Annotated in this window: 16 protein-coding genes; 11 read left to right on the top strand and 5 right to left on the bottom strand. The window is 39.5% G+C overall.

Annotated features, from left to right (window positions below; all coding sequences use genetic code 11):
- Positions 1–254: 254 nt before the first annotated feature.
- From HMPREF9078_RS04725 to HMPREF9078_RS04675, 11 genes are all read left to right on the top strand, one after another.
- Complete coding sequence (locus tag HMPREF9078_RS04725; RefSeq protein ID WP_009419602.1) at positions 255–2,372, top strand: heparinase II/III family protein; 2,118 nt, start codon at positions 255–257, stop codon at positions 2,370–2,372.
- Between the two features lie 110 nt (positions 2,373–2,482).
- Entirely contained in the window at positions 2,483–3,895 is a 1,413-nt protein-coding gene (locus HMPREF9078_RS04720; protein WP_009419601.1) for a TolC family protein, read from the top strand.
- A gap of 140 nt (positions 3,896–4,035) precedes the next feature.
- Complete coding sequence (locus HMPREF9078_RS04715; RefSeq protein WP_009419600.1) at positions 4,036–5,016, top strand: HlyD family secretion protein; 981 nt, start codon at positions 4,036–4,038, stop codon at positions 5,014–5,016.
- A complete protein-coding gene (locus HMPREF9078_RS04710) occupies positions 5,013–5,474 on the top strand; it encodes a GNAT family N-acetyltransferase (protein WP_009419599.1) in 462 nt (153 codons plus the stop codon). The genes HMPREF9078_RS04715 and HMPREF9078_RS04710 overlap by 4 nt, the downstream gene beginning before the upstream one ends.
- A 141-nt stretch (positions 5,475–5,615) precedes the next feature.
- Entirely contained in the window at positions 5,616–6,521 is a 906-nt protein-coding gene (locus HMPREF9078_RS04705; protein ID WP_009419598.1) for a hypothetical protein, read from the top strand.
- Positions 6,518–6,871, top strand: coding sequence for an MmcQ/YjbR family DNA-binding protein (locus HMPREF9078_RS04700; RefSeq protein ID WP_009419597.1), 354 nt, complete (start codon positions 6,518–6,520; stop codon positions 6,869–6,871). The genes HMPREF9078_RS04705 and HMPREF9078_RS04700 overlap by 4 nt, the downstream gene beginning before the upstream one ends.
- 69 nt (positions 6,872–6,940) lie before the next feature.
- Positions 6,941–7,450, top strand: coding sequence for a hypothetical protein (locus HMPREF9078_RS04695; RefSeq protein ID WP_009419596.1), 510 nt, complete (start codon positions 6,941–6,943; stop codon positions 7,448–7,450).
- A gap of 61 nt (positions 7,451–7,511) precedes the next feature.
- Positions 7,512–7,937 (top strand): hypothetical protein, encoded by a 426-nt coding sequence (locus HMPREF9078_RS04690; protein WP_009419595.1) that lies wholly within the window; start codon positions 7,512–7,514, stop codon positions 7,935–7,937.
- Positions 7,934–8,416 (top strand): hypothetical protein, encoded by a 483-nt coding sequence (locus HMPREF9078_RS04685; RefSeq protein WP_009419594.1) that lies wholly within the window; start codon positions 7,934–7,936, stop codon positions 8,414–8,416. Before HMPREF9078_RS04690 ends, HMPREF9078_RS04685 begins: the two co-directional genes overlap by 4 nt.
- 26 nt (positions 8,417–8,442) lie before the next feature.
- Entirely contained in the window at positions 8,443–9,594 is a 1,152-nt protein-coding gene (locus HMPREF9078_RS04680) for an ABC transporter permease (RefSeq protein ID WP_009419593.1), read from the top strand.
- On the top strand, positions 9,581–10,768 hold the full coding sequence (locus HMPREF9078_RS04675) for an ABC transporter permease (protein ID WP_009419592.1): 1,188 nt from the start codon (positions 9,581–9,583) through the stop codon (positions 10,766–10,768). The genes HMPREF9078_RS04680 and HMPREF9078_RS04675 overlap by 14 nt, the downstream gene beginning before the upstream one ends.
- Before the next feature lie 112 nt (positions 10,769–10,880).
- Here HMPREF9078_RS04675 and HMPREF9078_RS04670 read toward each other — a convergent pair whose 3' ends face one another.
- The 5 genes from HMPREF9078_RS04670 to nrdD all read right to left on the bottom strand — a co-directional run bounded on the left by HMPREF9078_RS04670 (position 10,881) and on the right by nrdD (position 15,019).
- Complete coding sequence (locus HMPREF9078_RS04670; RefSeq protein WP_009419591.1) at positions 10,881–11,108, bottom strand: hypothetical protein; 228 nt, start codon at positions 11,106–11,108, stop codon at positions 10,881–10,883.
- A gap of 427 nt (positions 11,109–11,535) precedes the next feature.
- Positions 11,536–12,069 (bottom strand): hypothetical protein, encoded by a 534-nt coding sequence (locus HMPREF9078_RS04665; RefSeq protein WP_009419590.1) that lies wholly within the window; start codon positions 12,067–12,069, stop codon positions 11,536–11,538.
- Positions 12,069–12,737: a DUF3800 domain-containing protein gene (locus HMPREF9078_RS04660; protein ID WP_009419589.1), complete on the bottom strand. Its 669-nt coding sequence runs from the start codon at positions 12,735–12,737 to the stop codon at positions 12,069–12,071. The genes HMPREF9078_RS04665 and HMPREF9078_RS04660 overlap by 1 nt, the downstream gene beginning before the upstream one ends.
- 34 nt (positions 12,738–12,771) lie before the next feature.
- Entirely contained in the window at positions 12,772–13,248 is a 477-nt protein-coding gene (nrdG, locus tag HMPREF9078_RS04655) for an anaerobic ribonucleoside-triphosphate reductase activating protein (protein WP_009419588.1), read from the bottom strand.
- Positions 13,229–15,019 carry an anaerobic ribonucleoside-triphosphate reductase gene (gene nrdD / locus HMPREF9078_RS04650; RefSeq protein WP_009419587.1) on the bottom strand — a complete coding sequence of 597 codons (1,791 nt, stop codon included), beginning with the start codon at positions 15,017–15,019 and terminating at the stop codon, positions 13,229–13,231. Before nrdD ends, nrdG begins: the two co-directional genes overlap by 20 nt.
- Positions 15,020–15,716: the final 697 nt, after the last annotated feature.

Below are 15,716 nucleotides of genomic sequence, written 5' to 3'. Positions count from 1 at the left end.
CTATAAGCTCTCTATAAGCTAACCCCACCCTTCTAAAAGCCTTTTTTCACCAAAACTTCCTTCAACCTCCTTTTGGAAATCTCCGTTTTCTTCCGAACTTCTCAACCCTCCCCATTTGCTAATTCTCTCATTTTCTAATTTTCTAATTTGCTAATTTCCCCTTCCGTACTACAGTTGCTTATCTCATTTTTTAATCGTAACTTTGCATCGTTGAAACAAATCACATTCCATTTTACTAAAAACATTCTTTACTTATGAAAAAAGCAGTATTTATGATGCTATGGGCTCTGTTAATAGCGATGCTATCGTGTCGTAAAGATACAGACCCTGATGAGCAAGAGATAACAGGCGCTGTTCGCACCGAACACCCACGCCTTTTTATTACTAAAGAAGATATTCCGAATATCAAAAACGTTGCCCAAAACTCGGCTCTGGATACGTATACCGAAACTAAAAGAGATGTGGATAAGCTCTTAAATGAACCTATCTCTTTTGAAAATCCTACCGCGGTGAATGGTACTGACAACGGTTTGAAAATCTCCAAAGTATCGCAAGTCGCCATATTATATTTGATAACGGGTGAAGCAAAATATCTCGACTATACCAAAAAATTCTTACAAAAAATCACTGAATATTACCGCCTTCGGGTAAGTCACAACTTGAATGCTGATTGGTATGTGTTCCCTCAAATCAATGCATTATGCGCTTATGATTGGATTTACAACTACTTAACCCCCAAAGAACGCGAGCAAATAGGCAAACCTCTTTATCAGGTAATGATGGATATTGCTTGGCACGGAAAGGGATTACGCCCAGAGCGCAATCGGGAGAATACAGGGGGATACAATACAGGGTTTTATGGCACAGACGCCCTACCGTGGTATATAGGTATCACTTTTCACAACGACGGTATTGATAACGCACGCTGTGAAGATATGTTTCAAAAAGGATTTGCCCTAAATATGAAAATGGCAGAATATCGTCGTGATATTATCGGTATGAGCGGAGGGGCTGTCACAGGGTGTGTAGGCTATTCGTTAGGTGCTTATCCTATCGCCGATTTCAATTTCATTCGCAGTCATCGCGCAGCCACAGGCGTAGACCTCTCTCAAAGGCTCAACTACGTATTCAAATATTTGGACTATATCGATTGGAATCGCTTACCAAACAATCGCGAGTTTGGCTTTGGCGACAGTTATCACTACGATTGCTTGCTCCCCGAAAGAGACATCAATTATCACCTGAGAGAGATAGCCTCTCTTTATGGAAGTTCTACCAATATACAACGCCTGTTAGGCTTATTTAATAAGAAACACTATACAGAACGACTACCCTTTATGCCGTTCTTACAAAAATATCCTCAAGGAACTCAGGGAGCGACACCTTCGGGTAAAGGTGCCGTGTATTTCGAAGGGACAGGAGAAGTCATTATGCGTTCAGGAACGGGCGAAAACGACACTTATGCTCTTTTTGTGAGCGGAGGCAAAACCTCTTACCATAAGCACTTCGATAACAATCATTTCACTATCTACAAAAAAGGTTACCGTGCGTTAGATACAGGTACCCGCCCCGAACCTGGCTGGCATTTGTCACATTACTACGCCCGTACGGTAGCCCATAACTGCGTAACCATCAGAATGCCCAATGAAAAAATGCCCGAATACTGGGGCGGAGGGGCTTCTACCGAAAACAAGTTCGAACCTATCCCCAACGATGGCGGACAAAACAACATATTAGGCTCTGTATTGAAAGAGAAGCGTATCACTGACGATTATGTATATCTCGTCTCCGACGCTACCAAAAGCTACAACAGCCAAAAAGCCTCGTTAGTTGTGCGTGAATTTATATATTTCTACCCCGACCTTTTTGTGGTGTTCGATAGGGTAACAGCTACCGACAAGAATTATCCCAAAACGTGGCTGATACACACCATCAACGAACCTGTGATGAAAGGTAGCAGAGAGTTCTCGGAAACCTCCGACGGAGGCAAGATGATTTGCCGTACTTTATTCCCTGCCAATGCTACACTTACCAAAATAGGAGGAAGTGGGAAGGATTTCTGGTCTGACGGACGCAACTGGCCTCTACCCAAACTCACTCCACAAGATTACGGGTATAATATGAATCTCCCTCCCGCCAATCACCCACAATTGGGACATTGGCGTATAGAAGTGAGCCCACAAACGGCTTCTAAAGAAGACTTGTTTATGCATATTATCCAAGTAGGCGATACAGGTCTTTCTGATGTGCCCAAAACTGAAACCTTTGAAAATACAGCTCAAATAGGGGTAAGATTCAACTACCAAGGAAAACGATATATTTTAACCTTTGATAAAACAAAGTCATACGGCTGTCAAATAGAGAAGAAATAAATTAAGAGGCTTTATTTTTTAATCTATCTTAAAAACTTTGCAAACAAACGAGTCGTTCATCTGGAAAAATCGCCGTAATTTTGCCCCATAGAAATAAAAAGTTTTCTTTTATGAAAAAATATACTTTACTAAGCCTTTTCGTCATAGGGATAACAGCTTCATTACGAGCGCAATCGCTCTCATTCGACGAAGCGCTTAGCCAAATGCGTTCAGGTAACCAAAAACTTAAAGGCATCGAAAAACAAACCGAAGCAGCCGATTATAATCGCAAGTCATTCCGTGGGCTCTATCTGCCCCAACTGAGCCTTAACGCGAGCTATATGCACCTCTCCGACCCGCTTTCGTTGGACTTCAACGAGTATAAGGCGCCCTTGCAAACTGGCTTACAGGGATTCGCAACCCAGGTGCCAGCCCCTATGCGTCCGCTACTTACCCCCCTACTTGGCAGAATACAACCGCTTTTTGCCCAAGATTGGCGCTATGAGTTCCAGAAACAAGACATTTGGAAAGTAAGCGCCGATGCCAAATGGGTGCTTTTTGCTGGTGGAAAGGTGCGTGTAGGCAATCGTGTGAGTGCGCTCAACACCGAAATAGCCACCGTAGAGAGTAAAAAAACCGAAAATGCCCTCATCAGTGAGTTGGCGGAACGTTATTTTCAAGTGCAGTTAGCCCAAAAAGCGTTGGAAGTGAGAAAACAGTCGTTTGAAACAGCGCAACATCACTATGAAAATGCCCAAAAGCTCGAAAAAAACGGAATGATAGCTTCCGTAGAAACAATGCAAGCTAAAAAAGCCGTTACCGATGCCGAGCGTGAGGTGATGGCTGCTGAAAAGGACATACAATTAGCGCAAACAGCACTCTATGGCGTAATGGGCACTACCGAGCAACCGCTCACAGCCCTCACCTCCGAACTCTTTGAAGTAGCCCCTCTCCAATCGCTTGAATACTACCAACAGCAAGCCAAAGAGCACTACCCTATGATTGTGCAAGCCAAGCTGAAAGCTCAAATGGCTACCCAAAGCGTAAAAGCGCAACAAGCCGCTTATTTGCCCGATGTAGCCGTAGTAGGCAAGAAATACTTGTGGAGCGAAAATCTACCTTTAACCGAACCCGATAACTGGGTAGTAGGTGTAGGGTTACAGTGGAATCTCTTCAACGGTTTACAGGACAAGAACAAGATAGCCCAAGCCAAAGCGATGCGTGAGAGTGTGGAGCTCATCACTGCACAAGCCGAAAAAGACGTACAAACCTTAGTGAAAAAACAGTACACCGAGATTGAAAAGCAACGCGAACAATACCTCAGCTTAGAAGAGAGTTTGCGTTTTGCCGAAGAGCTCGTACGTGCGCGCGACAAGGCTTTTGCCGAAGGTCTCTCCACCTCCACCGATGTAGCCGATGCCAACCTTTATTTGGCTTCTATCAAAATCAAACGCTACCAAGCCCTTTTTGAAATGGACAAAACCCTCGCCCAGCTCCTCGAAACCTGTGGAATGAGCGATAAATTCAGCGAACAAGTAAGGTAGAGCGACACAAATGCTCTTACCTCTTATATCGCTATACTTTGCCAAAGTTTTAGACTTTGGCAAAGTTGACTACCCTGATAATCATACGCTGGCGCGAGCTTGTAGCTCGTGCCTCTCATAAACTCTTAACTAAATAAACAATGAAAAAGAAAAACATCACCGGTCTTATTGTAACAATCACTGTATTTGCAGTAGTTCTTATTCTTTCTATCTACTTTTTTAGTAACCGCGAACCTGTATATTTGCAAGGACAAGTAGAAGCCAAACAAATCAACGTTGCCCCAAAAGTACCTGGTAGGGTGAAAGCTATCTACAAGCAGGAAGGCGACCAAGTACACAAAGGCGACCTCCTTTTGGAACTCGAAAGCACCGAACTCGATGCCAAACTCTCTCAAGCCGAAGCAGCACGTTTGGCAGCACAAGCTCAATCCGATAAAGCACAACGCGGTGCTCGTAGCGAACAGATTCAAGGGGCTTACAATGTATGGCAACAAGCCGAAGCGGCTGCCCAGCTCGCTGAAAAAACCTATCAGCGTGTGAGCAACCTTTATAACGAAAAGGTATTGCCTGCCCAAAAGAAAGACGAGGCTTATACCCAAATGGTTGCCCTTCAAAAACAAGCCGAAGCAGCCAAATCACAATACGAAATGGCGAAAAACGGAGCTCGTGTAGAGGATAAAACCGCTGCCCGAGCCCTTGTAGCCCAAGCGCAAGGGGTCATTACTGAGGTAAATGCCTATAAAGATGGTGCTAAAGTGTTTGCCCCTGCCGATGCCGAGATACAAACCATTATCCCCAACGAAGGCGAAATCGTGAATGCGGGTTACCCTGTGATGAACCTCATCGATACCCAAGACGAGTGGGTGGTGTTCAACATACGCGAAGATAAAATGGCAGACTTCAAGATAGGCACTAAATTCAAAGGCATCGTACCCGCCCTTGGCAATCAGGAGATAGAGTTGGAAGTAAAACACATCGCCGTACAAGCCGATTTCGCCACTTGGACAGCTACCAAGAGCAAAGGCGACTTCGACAAGAAAACTTTCGCTATCAAAGCCTACCCTACCCAAAAAGTAAAGGATTTAAGACCCGGAATGTCAGTATTAGTAAGTGAAAAATGAGAATAACTGAAGGATTATCAACTAAAGATAAGCAAGCTATTATACGCTGGACAAATAGCAAAGATGCTTATTTCTTGCAACAATGGGCGGGAGATGCTTTGCCTTATCCTCTTACCATAGAAGCACTCAATGCTTTGCCTCACTGTTTTCGTATTGAGGTAGAGGGTAGTTTTATAGGGATGATTCAGCAAATAAGAGTAGAAGGGAGCAACGTACATATTGGTAGATTTCTTATCAATCCTTCGCTTACAGGAAAAGGATTAGGCACTTCAGCAATGCAGTTATTTATCGCAATGCTTTTTGAGGATAAAAGAGTTCATTCTATTAGCCTAAATGTATTTGATGACAACTCCATAGCTAAAGGTCTTTATACAAAACTTGGTTTTAAAGTAGTAGTCACTGTTGAAGGAGAAAGGAAGAAATACAAAATGGTGAAGAGTAATTTGGCAATTAGCTAATTTGCCAATCGGCTCATTAATAGATTTATCCTCTACTGGTGCGATTCTCCTAGTTCGTGTTTAATACTAAGCAAACATCAATAGAAGAAATCTGTTTAAGCTTTCAGCGAAAGATAACCAGAATAAAACAATAATTCACATATGAAAACAGTAATTTTATTAGCAATACTATTTTTATATAGCAGTTGCGGTTATGAAGTACCAGGGAAAGACAAGCACCCTGAGATTCCTGAATTTAACGGCTTTGACAAAAATCTTTTTATAGTAGATACACTACTTACTGAAGAAGATGTTATGAGCTCTGATAGGATTATCTACGACCCAACTGACGATTTTATATATTTAAACAAAGAATACGATTGGTTTTTACTTGATAAAAACTTTAAAATCAAACAAAAGATAAATGCTAAAGGTGTTTTTCAGGGAAATAAAACATTTTATGACAAGGTCATAGGCGAAAAATATAAGGATATTATCTATAAATACACTTATCCTTGGACAAAAGCTGAAAAAGTAAAGGAATTACAGTATTTAGGCCACGATAGTATTATTAAAAACTACTCTATTCCAAAAGATAAGAATGGAAAATATGATTTAGAAGCTATTAGAAAGATAGGCAGACAATATATTGATGAGCAATTAGGTGTAATACAAAAAATAATTCCTGTAGGTTTCACGTCTATTGTGTGCATAGGAAGCAAAGGCGAATATTTTACGGAAGATTATAAATACAATACTTTTTATGAAATAGAATATACCCAAACACCAAGCTATAATTTAGTAGATAATAAAATCACCAATAATTTGTACTCATTTGATCAGGTAGTTTTGGGGAATCAGGGCGGAGGAAATCATTTTGCATTTTGGTTTTATCCTTACGGCTATAAATACTATACTTTTAAGATAGGCAATGACTCTATCCAATTTAAATGGAACACCAAAAGCTCACGGAAAATAATACAAATAAAAGACCTTTGGGGCGATAGGGTCTTGATTTATAAAGACAGTGATAGTGGCGGAGAATTATATAACATTCGGAAGAAATGAACATAGAAACCTTTAGAGATTTTTGCTTAACTTTACCTCACACTACTGAGGATATGCCTTTTGGCGAGGATTTCTTGGTCTTCCGCATAGCAAATCGTATCTTTGCACTGATGAACCTAAACCGCGTGCCTATGAGTGTGAGTCTCAAGTGCGAACCTGAGCGTGCGGTAGAGCTCCGCGAGGAGTACCCCGATAAGATTGTAGCAGGCTATCACCTGAATAAAAAACATTGGAATACCGTGCTTTTAGAGAGTCTTCCCGAAGTCCTTATCAAAGAAATGGTACAGCACTCTTATGAACAAGTACTCGCCAAAATACCGAAGAAGGAAAAAGAAGCGTTAGGGGTGTAAACTCCGTAATCTTTCTTAGGATTGGGAATATCCGTGATAATTTAGAAAAACAACAAAAATTAATTAGAAATGAAAAAGAAAAAACTTTGGATACTTTTTATCATTACTACTTCAGTATATGCCTATTTGATGTTAGTAACCATACCAGCTCTTAAAGCAATGGCTGGAGGAATGGATATTTTAGATGTGCCTCCGTTTTATGATGCTACTTACATTCAAGAGCTATTTAGGCGTTTAGGTGAAGAAGGTCGCCATTTCTATTTATACCGACAAATTCCTGTGGATATGATATATCCCGGTCTGTTTGCTATTACCTACTATCAACTGATACGTTTCTTTTTAGAAAAACTCAACCAAAGAAAGCTCCTTTTCTTATCATATTTCCCAATAATAGGAGGTATTTCTGATTATTCAGAAAATTTTAGTACCATTACAATGCTCACACACTATCCTGAAAACTTATGGATAGAGACCTTAGTGCCCTATTTTTCTCTTATGAAATGTATCTTTGTGGTACTTTCTTTGGTATTATTTTTTGTATTAGGAATTACAACATTCATAAAAACAAGAAGACAATAACAAAATCACCCTCAGAATAGCCTCAATTTTGTTCATTATATCTGAATAAACCTAAAAGCCTATGTGGAATGCTTTTGTGAATTACAATATACTTGCCCCTCTATTAATAGCTGTTTTGGCTTGGGCGTTTATACTCATTTGGTTTTCCAAGAAAAACAAACAAGAAAGGAAGAAAAGACAACAACTTTTAGCCCAGATAAAAGAACAACTCCCTATTCCTACATTCAAAGAGTTGTTACAAGCTTTAGAAGCCTTGAACTATAACCCTGCTCAGTGCTATTTTAAAACAAATACTTTTGAGCAAGGAAATGTAGCTGTGGATAACACTTGTCTTCTGCAACGAGAAAACCAATGGGCGGTATGCCTTGCCGATACTCGTTGCTTCTGTGATGAACAGTCTTTTGATAGCGAACAAGAAGCCTGCGAAAACTTTGTATATAAATACTTTCTCCTTAGTAAAGAAGAAATTAATTGGTTAAAGCAATGAACATATCTAATTATACCACCAAGTTTGGTACTCTTACTTTCTCACAAAAAGTGGAAGATGCGTATTTTTGGGAGGCTTCATTCCAGTGGAAGAGTGATTTCTACAAAGAAACTTTACAGCTGCCTTTTTCTGTGTTTAGCAAAAGTAAAACCATCGCACCTGATACTATTGCTTTTATTGAAAAAATCCTTGTCAGCGCAGATAAGTTGGTTGCCAAAGCTCTTTTTTATTTTCAAGAACAACTGCTGATATGCTCAGATAGCTTTCATCTTTCGGAAGAAGAAAAACGATTTCTAAGTGTTCCCTTGCAGGAAGTTCCTTTTGAAAGTCCGCAGTTCCTATTTTATGACAACAAAGAATGGATATTGCATTTTGCTGAAGGTAGTTTCAGCTTTTGCGAGCCTTATGGAGTTTCTTTTCACTTTGAAGAAGAAAAACCTATCCTAATAGAAAACTTAGAAGACGCTGAAGAAATCTAACTAATTAGCTAATTGACAAATTAATTATGTATTTATTTAAAAAAGAATGCAAGAACCTTTTCCTATCACCCAAACGACTGTTTTACGTTTTGGTGTTCCCTTTTGTAATCTTTGGGTTCTTTGCGGCGGTATTTTACAAAGGAGTACCACGCGACCTCCCTATGGCGTATATCAATTACGACCAAAGTCAGCTGTCCGAAAACCTTTTGCGTATGCTTGATGCTACCCCAAACATCGACCTGAAAATCAAACTCACCGATGAACAAGAAGCCCAACGCCTTATCCAGCAACAGCAGATAATGGGCTTTATCGTTATTCCTGCCGACTTTCAGCAGAAACTCTTCAAAGGTGAAAACCAATCGGTGATTTGCTATACTAATAGTCAGTTTATGCTGGGGGCAAGTCTTATCCAAAAGGATTTCCAAACTACCGTAGGGATGTTCTCAGCAGGCTTGGTGATGAAGAAGAAAATGCAAAAAGGGCAACAAACCGAGAAGGTACGTGCCGAAGCTCAACCCGTAAAGGTAAACGACCACGGTCTATACAATCCTTATTCTAATTATGCCTATTACCTGCTCACAGCACTTTTGCCTATGATGCTCCAAATGATTGTGATGATGGTAACGGTGTATGTATTAGGAGCAGAATTCCGTTACCGCCAAGGGAAACAGTGGCTCAAAAAGGCAGGCGGCAGTCCGCTAAAAGCCCTTGTGGGGAAACTCTTGCCTTATACCTTAGTGCTCCTTTTTGTAGCGTGGTGGATGAATTACCTCCTCTTTGAGCTCATTGGTACTCCCCTGCATATCCCAATGCTGAATGTGGTGCTTATTACTTTTGCCTTAGTGGTAATCTATCAGATTATAGGTATTGCACTCGTTTCTATATTGCCTAATTTTAGGTCGGCACTTACCATAGGCAGTGGTTTTACAGCGATAGCCTTCTCATTTGCAGCTTATACTTTTCCTATGGAAGGGCTACCTAAGAGTTTGCAGTATTTAGCACAAATCTTCCCTTATGCTCATTTTATGAAATACTATGTAAATCGCGCCATTAAGGGCATTCCTGTAGAGATGACGTGGCAACCACTTTTGGCATTGTTGCTCTTTGGACTGTTGCTTATAGTGGCTTATCCTATGTTTGTGAAAAAGATAAAATCAGGAGGTTATGAAACAGTTTAGAAGTTACATATATCAAAGTTCAGCCGACTTCACTCGTGCGATGCTTTGGGAAGCCAAATATATATTCCGCGACAAAGCGGTATTCTTTTCGTTTGTAATTGTAGCGATTGTGGTGTCGTTTATCTATACTTATCTCTATTCCGAAGAGACTTTGCAAGAGCTTCCTATTGGAGTAGTAGATGAGGATAATACTGCGCAAAGCCGTCAGTTGTTGCGTATGATTGATGCTACGAGTCAGACCGCTATTTACAGCAGTTACCTCAACCTCACTGAAGCTGAAAAAGCCTTTCAGCAGGAGAAAATACGCGGGATAGTAGCCATTCCCGACGGTTTTGCACGTGACCTACAACGCGGGGAACAACCCACTATATCGGTCTATGCCGATGCTTCCTATATGCTTTATTACAAGCAAATACTTACCGCCGCTAAAGTGTCGGCTACTTACCTGAATGCAGGAGTTGAGGTGAAACGCACTTCGGCACAAGGCAAACTCCCTACCCAAGCGCACGATGAGGCAATGCCCGTGAGCGCCCAAGTAGTGAGCTTATACAATCCCTCTTTGGGTTATGCCACTTTCCTTATTCCCATAGTACTTGTGATTATCTTTCAAACTACCATACTCACTGCCGTAGGTATGTTAGGAGGAACGATGCGAGAGGGGAATAAACTTAAAAAAATATATCCTAACTCCGATAGTTTTTGGGGAGCTTTGCCTATTGTAATGGGGAAAGCTACTACTTATTTAGCCTTTTCAATGGTGATATTACTCATTATTTTAGGAATTATAATGCCACTGTTTGGCATTCCTGTACGTAGCACGATACTAAGCACTATGGTTTTTATGATACCATTTATCCTGTCGATTGTATTTATGGGGCTTTGCTTGCTGAACTTTTTACATCGACGTGAAGACGCCATTATGCTCATTATGTACACCTCTTTGCCTGCGGTGATGCTTACTGGCTTTTCGTGGCCTACCGTAGCGATGCCTGAATGGCTGAGTGTTTTTTCGTATATTGTACCTACTACTTTAGGGAGCAAGGGTTTTATATCTATTACCCAGATGGGAGCTCATATCACTACCATTATGCCATATTGGCTGGGAATGTGGGCACTGTGTTTGGTATATTTAGTATTAGCCACCCTTACCCTAAGGAGAGTGTTAAACAAGTAATAAAAAAAGAGATAGCTGTACGTATTATTTGTCATTATAATGTCCAAAAGCTGAAAGTACTTCTACCCTTTTCTCCTCTTCAAAAACTTCGTATATAAACCGATGTTTTCCATTAGTCAAACATCAATTTTCTCAGTTCTTCCCTACTCATTTGTATTTTTTTACCAGCCCTTGCACGGTCTATTTTAGCAAAAAAAGCTTCCTTGGTCATCAGACTTTCATCTTTTTCTTCTTTGACGACCTTAGTATTAGTAGCTTTAAGACTCTTCAAAATTCTTTTAATAAAAGGAAAATCTCCTGCTTGTATTTCTGATTGGAATGTAATTTTTGCTACTCCCATAGTCTTAATATTTTTTGCAAATGTACAAATTAATTATCAATTATTTACCTGAACTATTACTTGTTAGCTATCACTAAAAAAGAGGTTGCCTAAAGTTTAGACAACTTCCTAATTAAAAAACAAAAAATACGTGATTTATGGAAAATCACGCAATTTTTACTATTTTGTTTTTTCAACCTCCAATGACAATGAAATATACTCCTTTTTATTAGGCACTCTTATCAATGTATAATCATTTAATTTCTAACTACTTGTCTTCCTCATCGACAAATATTCAAATCTCCATCTACAATGCGATACTTACATAAAAAACTTTTTTTGTTGTTTTTAAAAAAATAATTCATACCTTTGCACCGCTCATCGTACCATAAGGACGAAGGAGTTTCGGGGCTCGGTAAACCAAGAAGTTTATCGAGCCCTGCGGTTTTTAGTAAACGTCAGGTAATTTGTATTTGAGTTTCTTATTGATACTTTTCTCTCCATAATCTTTGTTGAGATGATAAGCGGTTAATAAGTAGTAATCACGCTGGTTTCTTTGTGGTTCAAGTACTATCACATATTTTTGCTCTTTGTCATAAATATAGGTTCGAGTAATGTTTTGTCGCTTTTTCTGATCACGCTCCTCTACCGAAAAAACCTCTACATTTTCTTTTTTCCGTTCTTCTAAAAAGTATCTTATCCAGTGCAATCGTTGGGAGCGGTCTTTTTCAAAAACTCTTTTAGGATGTGTATAACCTTCTTCAGTTATTTTGATTTCTTCTGTAGTTAAGTGAGTGAAGAGCAATTGCATATTTGGTTCCTCTCCCTTTATAGGATATATTTTTTTATTTCTGAAATTCAAGTTAGGATTTTCTTCTATATCTCTCTTGAAAATCATTTTTAAAGACTCTGTTCTGTCTTTTTCTGATAACGAAAGAATATCTAATAACTCTGGGTATTTTTTTGTTTGGTTGAATGGCATTATTTTAAGTCTATAAAAAAAAGGTTAAACTTTTGTTCGCTTCTCGGACTAGACTGGTTGAGTGCTTGTCCTGCGTGTTGTGCTATTCTATCTACAATTTTGTTTTTAGCTATTACTTTGTTTTCTTTTCGCAAATAGTAAGACAATGCTCCTGTGATAATATCAGTGAGTTGCATTAATTCACTTTCATACGAACGTATATTTTGCAAATTGCGTATCGAAACAAAATTGTTATTTAAATAATCTTTTAATCCATTTACTTTTTGGGCACTGCGTGTATCCTTAATATCTAAATAGATATTGTAATTATATTCAGGTGAAAGTTTTTTCTGAATTAGTTGATAGTACATTTTGTAGTAAAAATCATCGTGTGTCTGTTGAAATTGTTGATGTTTTAGCTGATTTTTGTCTATCACAATAGCTCTGTACTGTAAGTCAGTAGCAAAAAAATAATCTATAAGTTCTTTGTAGAGTTCCATTGCTGATTTTGAAAGGTGATTCCATTTCAATTCATAAGGAATATGATAATCTTTTTTTAGTTGTTTAATTTTCTCAGTATGTAGTTTTACTTGGTTGTAAGCACTACTTACATAACCAATAAGCATATATGGAAAATTATCATTTTCTAAATGGCAACTTTCATCACAATAGAAATTAAATGTTTTCATAATTCTTTTCAAAAATAATTCATTAATTTTCAATCTATTTCACTTTCCTAAACACTTCGTTCATCACCTCTCCGGTTTGCAGGTTTAAAAACTCTTGATTGGTGGTGGGGCTATCGAGTCCACCGAGTTTAGGTAACCATTTGCCGGTTTTGATGTAGTCTAAACACCCTAACAACTCAGGGTATTTGCGCTGTACTTGCTTGAGGTTAAGCCCTGTGTAGAGTGCTGTTTTCAGGCGTTTGCACTTCACTTGGAAGATAAGCGAGAGCAGGGTCTCTACCTGCCACTCGCCTCCCATAAACAGCACACAGCTTATCATATCTTCATACTTGCTAAGCAGTTGTTCCAAACCTTCATTAGTAAGCGCACAGCCTTTGCTACCGTCCCAAATATATTCGGAATGGCAACCCTCACACGCCAACGGACACCCTGTGATGGTAAAACACAGGGATATCTCGTTGGGTACTTCTTGGAGGACTATATCGTAACTGCTATACCGTAGCGTTCCCATAGTAACGTATTTTAGCTTCTTTTTGTCGGTCTTTAGAGAAATTAGTGATGCGTTTGAGATAGCCTATCACCCGTGTCGCGTGGTCGATATTTTCAGAACCACAATGGGTGCAGTGGTCGTGCGTGTGTTTATCGATATAGCCACAATCGTTGCACACGGTTACGCATATATTAAAGCAGAAGTAGTTACAACCCGTTTTAGCGGCTACATTTAGCAACTTATAAAAACCTTCGGCAGTGGTGTATTCTTCGAGATTGCAGTGGTAAGCCGAACCGCCGTCTAAGTACTGTATATAGTCGTTTCCGTGTAAATAGAACTTATCGATAAGGTTTTGAGAGCTGTCTTCCACAATATAGAAATACGAATTGTAGCAATCGCGAGGCACTTGCAAGCCATCGGCTTTGTCCCAAGCAGCATTCTTCACGCCTAAGTTCTCGGCAGGTACAAACTCGGTATTGAACATAAAGCCGTATTTGGCTTTAGCTTCCTTGTTTTTGTTGTAAATTAGTTTGAGGTTTTTGTTGATGAATGCTTTATAGTCAGGATTGTCGGAAATGCGAATGCCTAAATACTCGGCAGCTTCCACCATTCCGTTGATACCAACGGTGAGGAATTGTTTATCAAGTGAGATGAAGCCCGCATCGTACACCGGTAACATACCCGCATCTTTGTAATCCTGAACAATAGCGCGATAAGCTACTTGGTATTTATGGATATTATCTAAGGTGCGTTCCAACGACAAGTGTTTTTGGTAAAGGCGATTCATATTAATAGTTATCACATTAATACTACCGGTAGAAACACCTCCTGCCCCAAGTGAATAACTAAAGGTGTTATCGGAAATTTCATTGCGCAAACGGCAGCAACTTGCTAATGAATCGGCGTTGTCCGATTGATAGATAAAGAAGGCATTCCCTTCGCTGAGCTCTTTGGCACAGAAGCGCGCAAAATGCTCGTCGTACACGTGTTTGTCCTTAGTGAGCATTGCTGCGGTTACCACAGGGAAGGTGAGTATCGCTTTGGTGCGCTCAATATTGAACCAATGCATAAAGAACTGTTGGAGCTTGTCTAAAGACTCATAAGAAGGTTTGCTACCATCGGGGTAAACGAATGTACCGAACATCGAGTCGAAATACGGGCGGTCATATAGCGATATGTTCCAGAATACTGATTGATAGCCACGTGCTGCTGCTGGCTGATTGATAGCGTATACTACGTGTTGCAGTTCGTTTTCTATCACTTCACGGTGGGTGTTGAGGTAATCGTCGCCATAGTCTTTGCGCGCAAAATGGTCGAAGTACATTAAGAACTCTACTGTGGCTACCGCTCCTGCAAACTGAGAGGAAACGGAAAAGAGGAAGTTCACGAACGACCCGCAATAGCTTGCTAAGTGTTGCGGAGCTTTGCTTTCTCCACCGAGTTTTACGAGCCCGTCCAAGAGCAAAGGATACATCGAAACGCTCACACAATAAGGTTTGAGGCTCGTTTCGTCGTGCACGTAGATTTCGTGTTCCTCAATCTGACGGATATACTCATCGGCTAATTCTTTGCCAAAGAGCTGTTCGATTTTGTGAGACACGAGCGAACGGTTCACTTGAATATTGATATCTTTATTGAGTTCTGCCTCCATCGTAGCGATGTTTTTATGTGCCACATTGGCATTGGCATCGAAGAGAGACCCAGTAGCGGCATTGTGAGATTGTAGGTAATTTTCGATGAAATTACGCTTTGTTTGAAGCTGTTCAGCTGTAAGCTTAGTGAATTTAGACATAATTTTTTATTTTATTATTATTTCAGATACAAATTTTAATTTCTCGAGCATTAAGCTTCCAAGTTGTAATGGTAATGGTCAGTAATTTCTCTATATTTATTAACAATTTTCAAGTATGTGATGTATTAGGAATGTTTATATAATACAAACATAGCTTAATGAGTTTATTTTTAACTCTCTTTTTTCAGTTAGAGAGAAAGAAAGTGCTGAGTGATTTATATAAATCACTCATTTATAATGCATTGAATAATGTTGCTTTTATAAGTTCCCTAAAAAGGGGAAGAGTTTTTTCTTAGTTGCTGGGGCAAAGGTACGGAATAATGTGATAAGTTTTCAACAAAAATAAAATAGTTATCAACACAGTTATTAACAATTTAAGTGAACATTTTGATAGTTATAAAGTTAGGACAAAATTATCTTTATAAGTTATAAATGCTCTAAAAATTTCTGCCGTTGAACCTCACTTTTATATCTTCCTGATTCTAAAAATAAAAGTTCTCAGTACCTAAACACTTTTTGAAATATACTTTTAATTAGAAAAGGTCATAGGCATTAGACATTAGGGGGAGAAGCGACGGACGATTAACTTTGCCAAAGGTGCAAGCCAAAGTCAGCGAGAGCTCACAGCTGGGTATGTGGGGGCGGGGAAATTAGAAAATTAGCAAATGAGAGAATTAGCAAATGGGGAGGGTTGAGA

Source organism: Capnocytophaga sp. oral taxon 380 str. F0488 (assembly GCF_000318255.2).
GTDB lineage: Bacteria > Bacteroidota > Bacteroidia > Flavobacteriales > Flavobacteriaceae > Capnocytophaga > Capnocytophaga ochracea.
This window is presented reverse-complemented; position numbering and strand designations above follow the sequence as displayed.

What these genes read in the sequence shown, in the direction of transcription:
- HMPREF9078_RS04725 (WP_009419602.1), top strand. Translation starts at nt 255, where the DNA reads ATGAAAAAAGCAGTATTTATGATGCTATGGGCTCTGTTAATAGCGATG.
- HMPREF9078_RS04720 (WP_009419601.1), top strand. Translation starts at nt 2,483, where the DNA reads ATGAAAAAATATACTTTACTAAGCCTTTTCGTCATAGGGATAACAGCT.
- HMPREF9078_RS04715 (WP_009419600.1), top strand. Translation starts at nt 4,036, where the DNA reads ATGAAAAAGAAAAACATCACCGGTCTTATTGTAACAATCACTGTATTT.
- HMPREF9078_RS04710 (WP_009419599.1), top strand. Translation starts at nt 5,013, where the DNA reads ATGAGAATAACTGAAGGATTATCAACTAAAGATAAGCAAGCTATTATA.
- HMPREF9078_RS04705 (WP_009419598.1), top strand. Translation starts at nt 5,616, where the DNA reads ATGAAAACAGTAATTTTATTAGCAATACTATTTTTATATAGCAGTTGC.
- HMPREF9078_RS04700 (WP_009419597.1), top strand. Translation starts at nt 6,518, where the DNA reads ATGAACATAGAAACCTTTAGAGATTTTTGCTTAACTTTACCTCACACT.
- HMPREF9078_RS04695 (WP_009419596.1), top strand. Translation starts at nt 6,941, where the DNA reads ATGAAAAAGAAAAAACTTTGGATACTTTTTATCATTACTACTTCAGTA.
- HMPREF9078_RS04690 (WP_009419595.1), top strand. Translation starts at nt 7,512, where the DNA reads ATGTGGAATGCTTTTGTGAATTACAATATACTTGCCCCTCTATTAATA.
- HMPREF9078_RS04685 (WP_009419594.1), top strand. Translation starts at nt 7,934, where the DNA reads ATGAACATATCTAATTATACCACCAAGTTTGGTACTCTTACTTTCTCA.
- HMPREF9078_RS04680 (WP_009419593.1), top strand. Translation starts at nt 8,443, where the DNA reads ATGTATTTATTTAAAAAAGAATGCAAGAACCTTTTCCTATCACCCAAA.
- HMPREF9078_RS04675 (WP_009419592.1), top strand. Translation starts at nt 9,581, where the DNA reads ATGAAACAGTTTAGAAGTTACATATATCAAAGTTCAGCCGACTTCACT.
- HMPREF9078_RS04670 (WP_009419591.1), bottom strand. Translation starts at nt 11,108, where the DNA reads ATGGGAGTAGCAAAAATTACATTCCAATCAGAAATACAAGCAGGAGAT.
- HMPREF9078_RS04665 (WP_009419590.1), bottom strand. Translation starts at nt 12,069, where the DNA reads ATGCCATTCAACCAAACAAAAAAATACCCAGAGTTATTAGATATTCTT.
- HMPREF9078_RS04660 (WP_009419589.1), bottom strand. Translation starts at nt 12,737, where the DNA reads ATGAAAACATTTAATTTCTATTGTGATGAAAGTTGCCATTTAGAAAAT.
- nrdG (WP_009419588.1), bottom strand. Translation starts at nt 13,248, where the DNA reads ATGGGAACGCTACGGTATAGCAGTTACGATATAGTCCTCCAAGAAGTA.
- nrdD (WP_009419587.1), bottom strand. Translation starts at nt 15,019, where the DNA reads ATGTCTAAATTCACTAAGCTTACAGCTGAACAGCTTCAAACAAAGCGT.